Source organism: Blastopirellula retiformator (assembly GCF_007859755.1).
Lineage (GTDB): Bacteria > Planctomycetota > Planctomycetia > Pirellulales > Pirellulaceae > Blastopirellula > Blastopirellula retiformator.
Genome location: NZ_SJPF01000002.1, coordinates 485,179 through 500,627, shown reverse-complemented (window position 1 = coordinate 500,627; position 15,449 = coordinate 485,179). Strand labels below are relative to the sequence as shown.

Genomic DNA, 15,449 nt, shown 5'->3' with positions numbered 1-15,449 from the left:
CCGTGCGCTTTGTCAAGCAATTTTAGGAACAACGGCATGACTTCGGGTCAACGTTCCGACGAGCCCCATCGCGCGAGTTTTTGAGTTGATTGAACTGCGTCGGAGTCGCTGCGTCGCGTTCGCTTGCGCGTTGGCTCTGCGGCGAGCATGAGCAGAAGGCTCGAAGATGACGGTGATTGGATAACTGCCGGCGTTATATCGCGGCCCGCACTACGCCGCCGACGTTCCTCCCTGAAAAACGGACCGCAAACGTCGCCAACCGGTAATTCCCAGATAAATCGCCGGCAGCCCACACGCCAATCCCACAAAGATTAGTAGGCTGGCGTCGACCGGATCTCTGGCGGTTAGCATTTCGGCGAAATTGGCAGCCAGTCCGAATAGAAAAAACAAGGCCCCGGCCAGGTTCATCGCGCCGAGCGGGGCCGACAGCCAATGCCTGCGACGATACCAGCAACACCATTCCAGGGCGGCGTACCCGACGGCCGGTAGGATCACAATGAGGCCTCCGAGAAAGGCGAATGGATTGCTGGCCACTACGACGGAGATGATGCAGGAGGCGAGAACCAGGATCGCGACCGAAAAGTTCACCACGAAGACAAGCGTGTCGAGGGTGCGCGACCGGGCGGAGACGGCGCTGGTCGCGACGACCTGCGCCGAGGCAAACGGGGACTCTTCTGGCGATGTCGAATTCATGCGTTCCGCTAGTTCAAACGGGGCAGGCCACCGGCGGCGGCGACGTTGACTTTGCGATTCCGAAGAAGTAGCGGCGCCTGGCGATTCGACGGTTCGAAAGGAGCGATCGCGGTGGGCGCGGGCTCCTTTTTGTCGCGAGCCGTCGCTTCGAACCAGCAAGCTTTACAGCTTGCTCATCATCTTCTTCGCTTTGGCCGCAGGCGAGCCGCCGGGGCTGTTTAGCTTGTCGTATTCTTTGCGGAGGGCTTCCGCTTTTTCGGGTTCGGTTTCGGCCAGCTTGGTGAGGTTCTCGTCGATCGTCACCATCTCGCTGCCGACCTGGTTCGTTTGCACGATCGTTTCCAAGTCTTGGCGGATCAGGTCGGGGATGGGAATGACGTCTTGGGGAACCGGCGTGCCGGCAGGTTGGCAACCGAGGACCAGGCCAATCAACAACAGGGCTGCAATGCGAATTGACGTCGCCATGGGCGAGATCCTTGTGTGAGATGCGGAAGCCGCCGCGATACGATCAGGGACTCGATCGGGCGAGACCGGTTCTGGCGGCATGCGGCGCAGAACCGGTTGCAGAAGAAAGTAGAACGATTAGCCGTGATTGGCGCGATTACGGCAGTTCAAAAACCTGGCCATCGTCGCGGCCGCCAAATCGCTGCCAGGCCGACAGATCGATCGTCTCGGTGATGAACTTCGTCGAGCCATCGCCAGCGACGCAGACGACGCCGCCAGGGTGGCGACTGCGGGGAGCGTAGACGCCGTCGCGATCTGACGCGATGCCGCTGCTGGCCATCTGGCAGTTGGGATACTTCCAGTTGGGCGGGGCGATCGTGTTGAGCGCGGTTTGCGTCGGCAGCGACATCACCCAGTGCTGGCCGTTGGTGCCGTTGTGGCCGGTGGCCGACTCGCAGGTGGCGCCAAACGCGTCGATTTCGGCCTGGGTCGGATATTGGTTCCAGCTGACGGTGCCGGCTTCGCGCGGTTCCGAGGTCTTGCCGGGCGCCAGGACGTTGTCGTTGTCGTCGCCGACCAGGTGCTCGGAGGCGAGCAGCGTGTTGCTGAGCCCGTCGGTCACAGAGTTGAAACCAAGCTCGGGCTTCTGTCCCGTTTCGACCATGTTGGTCGAGTCCCAGCCGATCGGCCCGCGGAACATGCCGTTCTGATTGTTGACCGACGTCCAGCTCTTGGTTGAGCCGAAACTGACGCCATAGTTACAGCCAGGTCCATCGTGCCAGCCGCCGGTGGTGGTGTTGCCGGGATAGTCTTGATCGGATGGGCACTTGAACGATTCGACGGCGATCCGGCGAATGGTGGTCACCGAACCGCTGGCCCACGTGTTGCCAAAGTTGTTGGACGCGGTCTGCAGTTGATCGTAGAGATTGCCTTCTTCAATGAAGGGCAAAATCCGGACCAGGGCGCCATAGCCGAGGTACGAGTTCTTGCTGGTCGGGCGATAGTTCATCGCCGGCAGCGTGTTGTAGGTGTCGTGGTAGTTGTGAAACGCCAGACCAAGCTGCTTCAGGTTGTTGGTGCACTGCATGCGGCGAGCGGCTTCACGGGCCTGCTGAACCGCGGGCAACAATAGCGCAATCAACACGCCGATAATGGCGATCACCACCAACAGCTCCACAAGCGTGAAGCCAGCACGATTTTTCTGGGGCATGATACGATCGGGGGTCAGATTTGGATGGAGCGCGCAGACGACACGTCTTACGTCGCAGAAAAATAGAAGGGCTAATTCCTTAGTATGGGTGGCGTTGGATGGGTCGTAAACGCCAAATGGAAGTGACGTTAAGCGAAAAGCGGAGGGGAGATTCTTTTTTGCGGACGAAAGACGTCCTTAGATGCCCCATTGCGGGTGTTTAGTGACGGAAAGCGCTGCAGGAAAACGAAAGAGATGTTTACAAAGAAAATTTACTCTATGGGTGTTCGCGTGAGTCCCTTTTCGCCATTCAGAGAAAGCAGGGGCGCCGTTGCCACGTCACCCGCCTTGCCATTTCGACTCACGCTCGACCCGCTCGCATTCAGGGCAATACCAGATGGCGGTCGACTGTTTTTGCATGGTGCGACCCTCGGTTGAGAAAAGAGGAAGCGGCGCGTTGGGGAAGAGCTTGCGTCGTTGCTCCCAATACTCGTGGGCATAGTCGACGCAGCCTTGAAAGACTTTAACCTGCTTCTGAACGAGTTCGGAGCCATGCAGTTGGCAAATGCGGAAGATGGCGACCAATTCGGGAAAGGTGAGCCGGATCGCAGGATAGTTGGTCTGAAACTGCTCCCAGGCTTCTTGTTGCCAATAGCGCAGTTTTTGTCCCGTTACGTCATGCGGCATTGCCACCAAGAATTTGTGAAACTGAGCGTCGCCTAACATCTCACGAAAGAGCTGGCGAATCTCTGCCGCGTCGTAGTCATGGTGGTGCTGGCATTGCGGCGGCTGGAGAACGGCCGGGTTCTGCGTCAATTCCGCCGCGAAGGATGGTGAAACTGTCAGCGGCGCGTTATGGCTACTACGATCCCAAAATTGGATCTCGCCTACCGCTTCGGAAAGCGGCTGACCATCGAGCCAGCGGAAGGCGAACTCGCAGATGTCCGCCTCTCCGATTACCACACAGGCGTAAGCCCCAATGCCGAAAAGTGGGCCGAGCCGGAAGTAGACGAGGTCGTCTTGGACAATCACCTCCCACAGCCGCTGGCGATCAGAAGTTGGTTGCCCCGGAACGATCCGACGTCCGCGCCCGCGTCGTATCAACTCCACCTTTCGCCCACCTTGCGCGATTTCGAAGAAACTCGCGTAGGGATCGAGCTGGACCATCGCGCCGGCTGAGGTTGCCTGATCGAACAGTTCGCTGAGCTCCACGTCAGCGCCTATATCTGAACTGCGGTCGACGTCGTGCGGCCATTGCAGAAGGAGTGACATGATCGAACGTCCGTTGGGCCCGCTACTTAATGCGATTCGCCGTTTGCCGAACGCCATTCTGCAGCAGCTCGACAGCGGTGCATTTGCCGGACTCGTCGAGCTGAAACGTAAGCGTGGCGTCGACTACCTTGTAGCGCCACTCGGTTTCGCTGTTGGGATAGACGGGGTGCGTGGTCTGTCCGGTGAGCCCGACCATCAGCTTGGTTCCTTCGGCGGTGACGGCAAAGACGAAGCCGGGGGCGAGTTGGTACTGGCCAGCCAGGCGTTTGACGTCGGCGGCGGAGACCTTGGCGTACTGAGGGAACTCGCGGGGCTCTTCTTCAGCGCCGGCGGCCAGGCGAACGAGTTGCTCGGCCAGAGCGTCGATCTCGGTGGTGGCGGTATTGGCCAGCACGACGACGGCGACGTTCAGTTGGCGGTTGATGAAGATCGCCGAGTGGTAACCGCCGGTCTGGCCGCTATGAAAGCGCGTCTGGCCGTCGTGGGCGATGTGCCAGCCGAGCCCCATGGCGAAGTCGCTCTTTTTGATCGGCTGCTGGCGCCGCTTCCAGGCGATTTCGATCGCTTCTCCCAGCTTGCCTTGCGGCGGATCGAGATAGGCCTGGGCGTACTTCAACAGGTCGCTGACGTCGCTGCGAATCGCCCCGGCGCCAGCCAGCGCGTCAAAGTCCCAGGCATGTCCCGGCGTCCCGTCGCCATAGAGGGGCGGCGCGAGACGCGACTGTTGCGAATCGGTCAATGCGATTCGCGTATCGTGCATGGCGAGCGGTTTGGCGATGCGGTTCTCGAGCAAGGTTGCGTATTTGGTCTGCAGCTGCGCGGCGAGCAGCGTCCCGAGCAAACCGGCGCCCAGGTTCGAGTAGGCGATCGCCTGGCCAGGCGACTTTTGCAGCCTGTGTTTCTGCAGGAAGTCGAGGAGCAACGCTTCGTCGTAGTCGGCGTACGGATTGTTGGGATCGGCGGGGTTGATGTTGTCGGGCATCCGGGGCAAGCCCGAGGTGTGCGTCGCCAGGTGAACCAGCCGGATCGGAGCCTCTTTTTCGAGCTGCGGAACGTCGATCGCGGAGGTAAAGGCGATCCGGATCGGCATGTCGAGCTCCACCTCTCCTTTCACGACGGCGTCGGCCAGCAGCAGCCCCGTGAAAGTCTTGGTGACTGAGCCAATCTCGTAGATCGTTTTTTCATCAGGCTTCCGAGGATCGTCAGCCGCCAGTTGGCCATAACCGCGGACGATCGTTTGATCCCCTTGAATGACGCCGATCGACATGCCGACGACCGTTTCGCTTTCGAGGTAGGGCTGCGCAAGGGCGTCAATCCGCTTGCCTTCCAGATCAGCGGCGCTGGCGGTGGTTGTCCAAAGCGCCGAGATCAGGCCGAGCAGAAGGAGCGTGAGAAGCCCTAGGGGCGTCGTGCCGATCATGTTTTCCGCCAGATTCGAATCATCAAAGAGAGTTGGCGCCTGATTGGCAGGGTAGATGATCCGCGTTCCGTAGTCAAATTTCGGGTGACTATCGGGCGAGAACCTCCCTTGCCTTCGCCTGTAAGTAGGAAACGACATCAATCGCCTCGACCATTTCCTTGTATTCAGCATCTTCGTCAGGAGAAAGCATTCCCTGATTGGATTTCGCTCGCAGGATCGTGATTCGCTGCTGGATTCCATCATCGGCCTGCAGATTGGCCAAGCGATGGGCAAAGTCGATTGGCATCGTTCGAGTGACTGGTTCCAGAATTCGAGCGAGATATTTGGTCGCATTCATATTTTGATCATAGTCCTATCCGCGAAGCCTGGCGAGCTACTTCTCGAGATCTACCGTCGGGGCGCGCATTTCCATTCGCAGCCGCTACCAAAAAGCCCGCTTGCTGAGATCGTCGACAAGCGGGCTTCTGTTTCTTCAAAATTGCAACCGCATTGCCATGCGGACGCGGCGGGCCAGTTCTACTTCGCCGGAATCTGGTTCAACGTGTAATACGCGACGTCGTGCCACAGCGGCTGGCCGTCGGCGCTGGTGACGCCTGGGGAGTGCAGCTCGTGGATGTGCCCCTTTTGCAGGCCATCGACATACAGGCGGACCGTCTTGTCGCTCACCTTTTCGACCTTGGTGATCGTCGGTTTGGTGTGGTCGACTTCGGGGCTGCCGTAGCTCGACTGGTAGATGTAGGTGTAGGTGGTCAGCTGGTACGAGTCGGCCGCGGTGGAGGTTTTGGCGTCGCACGGCTCGGTGAACTCCAACTCAAAGCCATCCGGCTTGGCCCGCATCTCTTTGATTTCAAACGGGGTCTTACCGGTCCAGTTGACGCGCTCGAGCGAGAACGGCTTGTTGCCGCGCGAGCCCCAGCCGCGGTTGGTGCCGCCGACAAACAGGTCGCCCGTTTCGCTCATCAGCAGCGGCAGCGTCCCCGAGGCGATTCCTTCCAGAAACGGGAAGCAGACCCCTTGGTAACGGCCGTTCACTTTTTCCATGAAGACCCGCATCACGGTGCTGTGCGACTGATCGCCGACCAGCATCTGATCAGAGAACGGCCCGAACTTGCCGCCAGAGCGATCGACCTCGACGCCGCTGGCCGATTTGCCCATCTTGTCGTAGGGGAACAGCACGGCGGCCGGCAGGTATTCCGGAATCTTTTCGGCTTCGATATGAAAGCGGCTGCCGCTTTCGGGATCTTGTGGACGGGGGCCCATGTTCGGAGCCAGCTTGTACCAATCGTTGCCGCCAGGGTGGCCGACAAACTTGCCGGGAACCAGATGCTTCAAGCCGCAGGTGCCGTTCCAGGGGCCTTGGTTATCGGTATAGAAGACGTCGCCGGCGGCGTTCATGCCGATGCCGCCGGGGCTACGCACGCCGCTCACCGTTGGCGTCGCTTTGCCATCGGCCGAAATCCGGAAACACCAACCGCGAAAGGGAACCTGGCTGGTGAACGAACCGGTCAGGCAGAGCGGCGCCCAGATGTAGCCCTCTTTGTCGAACTTCGAGCCGAAAGCGTATTCGTGATAGTCGCCGTTGATTTCCCACGGCACGCAAACCGTTTCGAACAGGTCGGCCTGGCCATCCCCATCTTCGTCCTTCAAACGCGAGATCTCGCACCGCTGCGTCACGTAGAGCCAGCCGTCGCGATAGGCCAGACCCAGCACTTCGTGCAGTCCGCCGGCGAAGAGTTTGAACTCCGACTCTTTGGCCGGATCGGCCGAGAAGGGATTGGTCACCATGTAGATGTCGCCGCGCCGCGACGAGACGGCCAGTTCGCCGCTCGGCATAAATTCGAGGGCGCCTGCTTCCAGAACGATATCTTCCGGAATCTCAAACGTGGTGATCTTGTAATAGTCGCTTTGCTCGGCGGCGGTCGCAAAACCGGCGGCCACGCAAACGGTCAGCATGGTCAGGATAATGGTTCGCATGAGTATCGCTCTTGGTATGGATAGATTGCTGGAGATTACCAGACGTACGTTTGCCGGATGGTCGCTTCGCCATCTTGGAAGCGTACGGGAATCAGCAAGTCCTTTTTGTTGGTCCGGACGATCGCCTCTTCGCTGGGCGAAAGCTGAATCGTCAGCTGGTTGTTGACTTTATAGCGGCCGTCTCCCAGGTCCTGGATATCGCCGGTCGCCGCCCGATAGTAGAGCGGTTTTTCTGGTTTGCCGACAAAGCGAATGGTACGCGTGATCGTCGGGAACGAGTCGGTCTTGGTCGCTTCGTAGTAGTCGTAAACGTCAACGCCGTCGTACTGGTAGTGGAACGTCGGACGGCGGATGTCGTCCAAGCGGTAACCCTTGAACTGCACACCCAGCGGTTTGGCGTCTCCCTTCGGCCAGTCGTCCGTTTCGGAGGCGAGCGCGAAGAAGTCAGGCCCGCTGGCGAACTTGTAAACGTTGTCGCCCAACGGCGGTTGGAAACCGGCGCCACGACCGGTCCAGTGGCGCGAAGCGTCCATAAACGCACCTTGCCAGATCATCGCCAGCCGCATTTCGTTGGCGTCGATCGCCAGGTTGCCATGTTCGGCATAGCCGACGCCAATCGCTCGCGGTCCCGCGCCTTCGATAAAGTTGCGGTACATGATGGCGTCGCCATACGAAGCGAGTTCAATCGCCTGGCCGCCAACGCCAAACGGTTTCGCCGCTTTGCGGCCGTCGCTTAAGAACGTCCAGATCGCTTCCAACTGTTGGTCGGTGTGGCCATCCAGGATGCTCTTCATCACCGACTTGCCGTTCGGCCAGGCGGTTGGCATCCGGGTGCCGGGGCGATAAGCGGGCGGATCGGTCACATAGCGATGGAACCAGGTGTGGTCGAGCCGCTGCGTCATCAGGGTCATGTCGATCCCTTGCACGCCAGAGGCTTTGACGCCGTCAAACGTGTGGCACTTGATGCAGCCGAAAACCTTGTCGCCGACCATGTTTCGCCCGATCGCTTTGATGTGGGCCGGCGTGTCGTCGATGACCACTTCCAGCTCTGGCAAAGAGTCGAGTTCTTCAAACGCATCTTTGAGCTGACCGACATTCTTGCCGCCAAATTTCGGCATCTGGGTCAGCATGTAGGGGCGATCTTTGGCGCCGTCATTCAAAATGTGGGCGAGCCACTCTGCTTTCAACTTGCCGCCGACGCCGTTGAGGTGCGGCGGAATGCGTCCTTCATCCCCCATCTCTTGCTGCGTCGTCTTAAAGAACGCGTTGCGGTCCGCTTCGATGCCGCCTAGCTCACCACGGACGTGGCAGGCGTAGCAGTTCATCCGGGTCATCGTCCGCGTGATCAGCAGTTCCGGCTCTGGCTTGGCGGCCGAGAAGTCTTGCAGCGCGGCGCGGATCGCGGCCGTTTGCTGGCTGGTCAAGTGATAATCGGCCGCTTGCGGCGACGGCGTGGCGGCCAGACAGCCTGCCGATAGATCCAAGTCGGTCAGCTTCTTGGCGGAGAAAGTCGCCGGCGGCAGCTCTTTTTGACCGGTGCTATGGCAGTTGGCGCAGCCCGCTTTGCCGAACCAGGCTTTGCCTTGGGCGGCGAGAGCTGGGTCGACTTGGAAGGGAGGAATCGGCTGCTCACGATCGTCGCTGTCGGGCAGCGACAACTCGGCGAAGACGTCGCGGCGCGAGATCTGCGGGCCGCGGTACTCGACGTTGAGCGCGATCTGACCGCCGCCATCAAAGTACTCGACCACGATCGGATGCTTGCCGGCGGCCAGGCGGACCTTGCCGCTTTTTGTCGAAGTGGGGTGAATGCCATCGTTGATGGCGACTTGCTTGCCATTGATCAGGATGCGGCTGCCGTCGTCGGAGCTAATAAAGAATTCGTACTCGCCGTCGCGAGCCGCTTCAAACAACCCTTCGTAGCGAATGGCGAAGTTCGTCTTGCGAGCCGCTACTTCCAGGCTAAATCCATCAACTTCGCCCGAGGCGACCGGCTTTAGCTTGGCGAAGTCGGGCAGCTCACGCGTATTCAGTTCGTAATAGTCGTACTTCAGGTTCGACGGGAACGCCGGATCGAGATCGGGGATCAGGAACTGCGCGATGGCCGTCGCATCTTGGCCGCTGAGATTGAGGCTCGGCATGCGTCCCGAAGCGCGAACATGCAACGGATCTTCCAGAAATTTGGCGAGCGAATCGACCGAGTATTTCTTCGTGAGATCGCCCAACGGTTTGCTGTGGGCCAGCGCGTCTCCCTTGCTGGGATCAGGACTGTGGCAGCCGACGCAGCCGACTTGCTGATACAGCCGCTTGCCTTGGTTGATTAACGCCGCGCGACGGCGGGTTTCGCGAAAGCTGCCGGTGTCGGCCAGAAAGTGAGCGATCGACTTGAACGCGGCTTGCTGCTCGGCGGCGGGTAGCTCTCGCATCAGCTGCGGCATCGTCGTGCCGGGCTTGCCGGCATGCACGTCGGCCAGGTACTCCGCATAGTAGCTGGGGCGAATGCGACTGCCTACCTGCGACAAGTCAGGCGCCGACTTGCTGTCAAGCGAAGCGAGCGTCTTGGCGTCGGCCGCATGGCAGGCGACGCAGTTCAGCTCGCCAATCAACAGGCGGCCTCCTTCGACATCGCCTTGCGGCGCCGCAGCATGAAACCGCTCGTAGCCAGGGATGAAAGGGGAGGAAGCTTCCTCGGCGGATAGCGAAGTGGCGAGAGAGCCGAAAAACAAACTGCAGACGAACAAACTGCGAGTGTAAGCGCGATGCATAGGTGTCACGAATCGTCGCGGAAGGAATTGAAGGAGAAGCAGATGGGGCAGTGGGGTAGGTCGTCGCCTATTTCAGCCCCCAACGGGCCGGTTGTCAACTGCTTTCGGGCGATTCGGAAAGCTCTAGGGGCTCTCTGGTATTTGTTCTCCCAGCTCTCGCTGCAACTGCGCGACAGAAATCTCTACCTCTTGGAGAATGGAATCGATCTCGTTTTTTTCCAACTGCAGATCGTCTTCATCCAACTTCGCCAGCAAACTCGACGATTTCGGGGCGTCGAAGTAGGCGATCATCCCGCGGAGGCGATGAGCGGCGAAAGCGAGCCGTTTGTTATCGCGAGAATTACCGGCTTCGCGAAGGTTTTCGAGGGCGCTTGGCGCCTGTTCGAGAAATAGCGAAATTAGTTTTTCCCGCAAAGCTGGTGAAATTTGAATGGGAGCTTCCATGGGCGTTGGCGCCTGGTTGAGGCAATCGCGGAGATCTTCCAGCGAGAGCGGTTTGGTGAGGAACTTATCGGCGCCGGCGGCCAGCGTCGACTGCTCGTAGTCGGCGATCGCGTGGGCGGTAACCGCGATGATAAACAGCCGCTTCTCGTTCGGCAGCTCGCGCAGCTTGCGGGCGACGTCCAGGCCTGACATATCGGGCAGTTCCAGATCGAGCAACACGACGTCAAACGTCGTCTCGGCAACGGCCGTAAACGCCGACTGTCCATCGCTGACAAAGCAAGCGGTCAGCCCCAGTCGCGAGAGAATCTCTTGCAGCACCAATTGGTTCGCTTCGAGATCTTCCACGACCAGGATCTTCAAATACGCATTGGGCGCGGCGGCGTCGCTCGGTTCTTCGCTTATGCTGGCGTCGCTCTTCTCGAGCGGTATCTCGAGCGCAAACTCGCTACCGACGCCGACTTCGCTGGTCACCTGCAGGCGGCCTCCCATTTCCTGGGCGAGCCGTTGCGAGATGTGCAGTCCCAAGCCGACGCCGCGAGTCGAACCGGTGGTCGTACCGAGCTGCGAAAACGCCTCGAAGATCCGCTCAAACTGCTCCGGCGGAATCCCGGGGCCAGAGTCCCGAACCAAGAACCGGGCGGTGAGCGATCGCTCGTCTTGCTTTAAGAGGGTCGCCTCGATTTCGACATAGCCGTTTTCGACAAACTTCAGCGCGTTCTGAATCAAGTTGACCAGAATCTGCCGCGTCCGCAGTTCGTCTCCGAGCACCAGCACGTCGAGTCCAGGATCGATGGTCAGGGGAAAGCGAATCTGCTTTTGCTGCGCTTGAAAAGCGAACATCTCGTGCGTGCGGCGCAGCAGCGACGCCAGCGGAAACGGTTTGAGCGAAAGGGGCTGCGTCGATTCGAGCTCCATCGTGCTGACGTCCAGCAGATCGTTGAGCAGCGACATCAGCGAGCGAGCCGAGTCGTTCACCACGGTCGCCTGGCGGCGCTGTCGCTCGTCGGGAACCGCTTCGCTGAGCGATTCGGAGAGGCCGAGAATGGCGTTCATCGGCGTGCGGATTTCGTGGCTCATCTTGGCTAGGAAGCGGGTCTTCACTCGGTTCGCTTCTTCGGCGTTTTCCTTTTCGGCCTGCAGTTGTTCGTTCATCTGGGCCTGGGTGTGCAGACTACGATGAATCTCACCAACGGCCGGGCGGAAGATGAAGAAGCCTTCGAGCAGCAGCACCATCAACGTTATCGTCATCAGCAGCGACTCGATATGTCGCAAGCGATTGACCCGCTCCAGCGCTTCAAGCTCGTACTGAAAGACGATCTTATCCATGCCGTCGAGAAAGGCCTGTTCGTGCTGCAAGATGACGTTGACGGCGGCTGCCACGTTTTCCGGATCGTCGGCAGCGTCGAGAATCGCGTGGGACGATGACTCGATCAGGCGAAAGTCGGGATTGATCGTCGCATACATCTGCTCGACGGCTGCGCTATTGGCGCCGGCGATGTTGGCGCTGGCGTCGCGCTCTAGCAGCGCTTGATGCGACTTTTCCCACAGCTGGAGACTCTCGCGAAGCCCGGCGATCGCCTCTTGATCATTGGCGTTGGGATCACGCAGGGCGAGGGCGTACTTGGCGATTCGCTGGCTCAGCATGCGCTGACGGCCGGCGACATTGACCAGCGTTGAGTCGCCTTGTTGCTGGTTGATCGACTGGCGAATCAAAAGCTGACCGACGATCGTCAGCAGGGCGACGATGCTCAGTGCGGTGATATAGAGGGTCGTCAAGCGGCGGGTACTGGCCGCGGCAGCAGGTCTAGACATGCATTCGACTGGGTTGGCCATCCTAGGCCGTCGCGAGGAATTGCTCGATCTCGAGGCCGAGGTAGTTGATCTTCTTCCGCAGGCTAGTGCGGGTAATGCCGAGCAACCGGGCGGCGTGCGCCTGATTGCCGCCGGTCTGGCGGAGGATCAGCGAGATCAGATGGCGTTCCATCTCGATGACCGCCTCGGAATAGATGTCATTCGACTTGCTAGAGATCCGTTCGTCAACAAATCGCTCCCAATTTGTATCGAGGGCCTCGCCGTGGCGGCGATCGGCGCCACTTTCTCGCAAAACCCGACGTAAGTACTCAGAGGCGATTACGGCGCCTTGGGATTCAATCATTGCTCTTCTCAATACGCTCCGCAGTTCGGAAACATTGCCAGGCCAGCTGTAGTCGGCGAGCAGGCGGAGCGAATCGTCCGAGGTGCGAACCGCCCCCATGTTCGAGATCCGCTCGACGCGGCTGAACTGACTAACGAAGTGATCAACCAACAGCCGCAAGTCGTCTTCCCGCTCTCGCAGCGGCGGCAGCTTGATCAAAAAGCCGCTCAGCAGATAGTAGAGGTCAGGACGCAATCGCCCTTCGGCGACCAGCTCTTCGGCGTCGTAGCTGGTCGTGAAGAAGAGGGTAACGTCGCTATGCAGCGTTTCGTCTCCGCCGAGGCGCTCAAAACGCTTTTCGGAAAGGTAGCGGAGCAACTTACTTTGTAAGGCGTGCGGAATCGCGGCGATCTCTTCGAGCAGGATCGTGCCGCCATTGCATTGCTCGAACTTGCCAATTCGCTGGGTCATCAGGCCCGGCATCGCACAAGGCTCATGCCCCAGCAGTTCGCTCTCAAGCCACTGGGCGGTGAAGTCGGTGCACGAGATCTTGTGGAACGGACGGTCGCCTCGTTGCCCATGTTGGTAGATTGCGCGGGCGACCAGCTCTTTGCCGGTGCCGTTCTCGCCTTGTAGCAAGACGGGAATGTCGTGCGCCGCGGCGCGGCCGATCGATTTGTAGACCGTTTGCATCGCCGGACAAGCGCCGACCAAGCGGTCGCCGACGTCGGACGGCTCGTTCTGGGAAGGTAGCTGCACCGGCATTAGCATCAGATGACGGCTCTCGATCGCTTCCAGCACTTTCTCGGCGATCGTCTCGGGGGCGAACGGCTTGGTGAGAAAGTCAAACGTGCCGAGCTTCATCGCTTCGATCGCCAGGTCGCTCGATTTGCGCGATGTGACGAACAGAATGGGGAGCCGCGAATCGATCGATTGAATCTTCTTGATCAGTTCGACCCCGGTGCAGTCGGGCAGCATCTGGTCAAGCAAGACTACGTCGGGACGACGCTTCTCTAACAGCTGCAAACCAGTCGCGCCGCAGTCGGCGGAGTGGAACTCCATCGCAAAGCTGCCAAGAGCTTCCTGAACGATAAGGGCGACGCCGGGATCATCATCGATCACCAGCATTCGCATTGGACGGCGCACGCGCTGCACTCCCCTAGATGTACCAATCGCCGCTCGGATCGGGTGCGGCGTTCTATTACAAACGCTTCTATTGCAAGTCGCGTGCCGATATGGTGGATGTTCCGGAATCACTCGATATCCCCAGAAATTTGGGAGTTGAAGCGAAATCTGGTCAGCCGATGGGCGAAAGAGACGCCGAGTTTTGCCCAAGATTCAGGCAATGCATGCGAGAAAATGAAGACGCCCCGGGATCTCGGAGAAGATCCTGGGGCGTCGATTTAGAGCGGTTTTCTTCAATCTTTAGCGTTTTGGCTGGTTGCGGCCGCCTTGACCAGCTTGCCTCACCAACGCCAGAAACGCTACAGCTATCAGAAAAACGCTCTAGCAGTCCGTTGATTTTCTCGACGGACTGCGTGATCGCATGGGTGCGATCCCAAAATAGCGACGTAAGTCGTTATTTTGCGAGCTGTGAAGAGCTACGCTCTGAGCCTGGCGAGGTTGAAAAATGCCACGAGGGCATTTTTCAACAGGCGGTTCAGCTGAGCGATCGAATCAGAATCGATCGCGCTTACTGCATCCACCCTACAAGGTCAGTGGCGCAGGTTTCAAGTCTGTTAGTCTTTGGCCGCTGGGCGACGTCCGCCACCGCGACGTCGGCGTCCGCCTCCGCCACCGCTGCGACGTTCGACGTGGGCCGGGGCGGTCTTGTGGCGTTCGATGTTCATATCGACGATCGAGGTCACCGCATCGAGCCACGACGGGATGTTGCGATGACGACGCATGTCGTGATCGTCATCGTCGTCGTAGACGTCGTCCAGCGAGGCGTCTTCATCGCCGGGGAAGTCGACGTCGGTCAGTTCGCGCTTCGGCGCCGATTCGCTCGACTTGGCTCGCGGTTCGCCATCATCCGCCTTGCGTGAACGACGACGGCGGCGACGGCGACGCGGGGCGCCGCTCGATTCCGATCCTTCTTCGTCGCCTGACTCGGACGAGCTCGCTTCTTTGGCGGCAGGCTCCAGTTCGGCGGCGACTTCGGTCGCTTCGCCCTGCGGCTCATCGCTACCATCTTCTTCGCTGGTCGTTTCCGAGCGTTCACGGCGACGTCCGCGGCGACGACGACGGCGGCGACGCGGGGCGCCCGATTCGTCTTCGTCCGACGCTTCTTTCCGCTTCCGGCTGCGCGGCGCCGGTTCGTCATCGTGGTCGTCGTCCTCGTCGACCGGTTCCGGCTCATCGGTCATATCTTCGATCAGGTCGTAGTCGCCGGTCTCGAAGAAGATCTCATCGCCGGGGATCAGGTTGCGCGTTTCCGGCGCCGGATCGCTCGACTTCTTCGAGCTCGAGTCGATCTGAATGAACAGGTTGGCGGCCCGCTTTTCCGACTCGGGCGATTCGTCCCGCTCGTCGAAGAGGCTGCGGGCGGTCGATTCGGCCGGGCTCGGCTCGGGCTTCTCGGTCAGCTCTTTCTCGATCGCGGCGGCCGGCTGCGGCTTGGGCGCCGGTTTCGGAGCCGGCTTCTTCGCGGCTGGCGGCTGCGGAGCGGGTTCCGAATTGCCGAAGAGACGTTCGACCGGCAGGCCGAGCGACTGAGCCAGGCCGGCCCAGTGTCGTTTGGTCGGGGGGGCGGGCTCTTCCGCCACTTCTTCTTCGACCGGAGCTTCTTCTTCCGCCGGTTCTTCCAAGACGGGCGCTTCGGCGACCGGCTCCGAGATTTCGACGGTTTCGGCCGCTTCGCCTTCATCTACGACTTCGGCCGTCGGCTGCTGGACTTCCTGCGTTTGCTCAGGGGCCGGAGCTTCGCTCGACGGTTCTTCGCTTTGATTTTCAGCAGGCGCGGCGCCAAGAGCGGCTGCCAGCGACGCCCAATGGCTCTTCTTGGGTTGATTCATAAACCTAGTGGCAACAGTAAGTTAGTGTCGTGTGCAGCTCGACGCGAGCGAACTTGGCGTCCGCGGAGCAGGGCCAATCCCTACGGTGAGATTCGGCTGTTCA

11 protein-coding genes are annotated in these 15,449 nt (G+C 59.9%); all 11 read right to left on the bottom strand.

Features of this window, described 5'->3' with window-relative positions; all coding sequences use genetic code 11:
* Positions 1 to 210 precede the first annotated feature (210 nt).
* The gene (locus tag Enr8_RS09390) at positions 211 to 693 is read right to left on the bottom strand and encodes a hypothetical protein (RefSeq protein WP_146430772.1); all 483 of its coding nucleotides are present in this window, start codon (positions 691 to 693) and stop codon (positions 211 to 213) included.
* A 162-nt stretch (positions 694 to 855) separates the two neighbouring features.
* A complete protein-coding gene (locus Enr8_RS09385; RefSeq protein ID WP_146430770.1) occupies positions 856 to 1,158 on the bottom strand; it encodes a hypothetical protein in 303 nt (100 codons plus the stop codon).
* A gap of 136 nt (positions 1,159 to 1,294) precedes the next feature.
* Complete coding sequence (locus tag Enr8_RS09380; protein WP_146431641.1) at positions 1,295 to 2,347, bottom strand: DUF1559 domain-containing protein; 1,053 nt, start codon at positions 2,345 to 2,347, stop codon at positions 1,295 to 1,297.
* A 318-nt stretch (positions 2,348 to 2,665) separates the two neighbouring features.
* Positions 2,666 to 3,598 (bottom strand): hypothetical protein, encoded by a 933-nt coding sequence (locus tag Enr8_RS09375; protein WP_146430769.1) that lies wholly within the window; start codon positions 3,596 to 3,598, stop codon positions 2,666 to 2,668.
* 22 nt (positions 3,599 to 3,620) lie between these two features.
* Positions 3,621 to 5,018 carry a serine hydrolase gene (locus Enr8_RS09370; RefSeq protein ID WP_186767538.1) on the bottom strand — a complete coding sequence of 466 codons (1,398 nt, stop codon included), beginning with the start codon at positions 5,016 to 5,018 and terminating at the stop codon, positions 3,621 to 3,623.
* A gap of 88 nt (positions 5,019 to 5,106) precedes the next feature.
* A complete protein-coding gene (locus Enr8_RS25350) occupies positions 5,107 to 5,304 on the bottom strand; it encodes a hypothetical protein (RefSeq protein WP_186767537.1) in 198 nt (65 codons plus the stop codon).
* 230 nt (positions 5,305 to 5,534) lie between these two features.
* On the bottom strand, positions 5,535 to 6,992 hold the full coding sequence (locus Enr8_RS09365; protein ID WP_146430766.1) for a DUF7133 domain-containing protein: 1,458 nt from the start codon (positions 6,990 to 6,992) through the stop codon (positions 5,535 to 5,537).
* Between the two features lie 35 nt (positions 6,993 to 7,027).
* Positions 7,028 to 9,754, bottom strand: coding sequence for a c-type cytochrome (locus tag Enr8_RS09360; protein ID WP_146430764.1), 2,727 nt, complete (start codon positions 9,752 to 9,754; stop codon positions 7,028 to 7,030).
* 123 nt (positions 9,755 to 9,877) lie between these two features.
* Complete coding sequence (locus Enr8_RS09355; protein ID WP_186767536.1) at positions 9,878 to 12,010, bottom strand: ATP-binding protein; 2,133 nt, start codon at positions 12,008 to 12,010, stop codon at positions 9,878 to 9,880.
* A 22-nt stretch (positions 12,011 to 12,032) separates the two neighbouring features.
* Entirely contained in the window at positions 12,033 to 13,478 is a 1,446-nt protein-coding gene (locus Enr8_RS09350; protein ID WP_146430761.1) for a sigma-54-dependent transcriptional regulator, read from the bottom strand.
* A gap of 593 nt (positions 13,479 to 14,071) precedes the next feature.
* The gene (locus tag Enr8_RS09345) at positions 14,072 to 15,346 is read right to left on the bottom strand and encodes a hypothetical protein (RefSeq protein ID WP_146430760.1); all 1,275 of its coding nucleotides are present in this window, start codon (positions 15,344 to 15,346) and stop codon (positions 14,072 to 14,074) included.
* Positions 15,347 to 15,449: the final 103 nt, after the last annotated feature.

Coding starts and splice junctions, on each gene's coding strand:
- Enr8_RS09390 (WP_146430772.1), bottom strand. CDS start 693: ATGAATTCGACATCGCCAGAAGAGTCCCCGTTTGCCTCGGCGCAGGTC.
- Enr8_RS09385 (WP_146430770.1), bottom strand. CDS start 1,158: ATGGCGACGTCAATTCGCATTGCAGCCCTGTTGTTGATTGGCCTGGTC.
- Enr8_RS09380 (WP_146431641.1), bottom strand. CDS start 2,347: ATGCCCCAGAAAAATCGTGCTGGCTTCACGCTTGTGGAGCTGTTGGTG.
- Enr8_RS09375 (WP_146430769.1), bottom strand. CDS start 3,598: ATGTCACTCCTTCTGCAATGGCCGCACGACGTCGACCGCAGTTCAGAT.
- Enr8_RS09370 (WP_186767538.1), bottom strand. CDS start 5,018: ATGATCGGCACGACGCCCCTAGGGCTTCTCACGCTCCTTCTGCTCGGC.
- Enr8_RS25350 (WP_186767537.1), bottom strand. CDS start 5,304: ATGCCAATCGACTTTGCCCATCGCTTGGCCAATCTGCAGGCCGATGAT.
- Enr8_RS09365 (WP_146430766.1), bottom strand. CDS start 6,992: ATGCGAACCATTATCCTGACCATGCTGACCGTTTGCGTGGCCGCCGGT.
- Enr8_RS09360 (WP_146430764.1), bottom strand. CDS start 9,754: ATGCATCGCGCTTACACTCGCAGTTTGTTCGTCTGCAGTTTGTTTTTC.
- Enr8_RS09355 (WP_186767536.1), bottom strand. CDS start 12,010: ATGTCTAGACCTGCTGCCGCGGCCAGTACCCGCCGCTTGACGACCCTC.
- Enr8_RS09345 (WP_146430760.1), bottom strand. CDS start 15,346: ATGAATCAACCCAAGAAGAGCCATTGGGCGTCGCTGGCAGCCGCTCTT.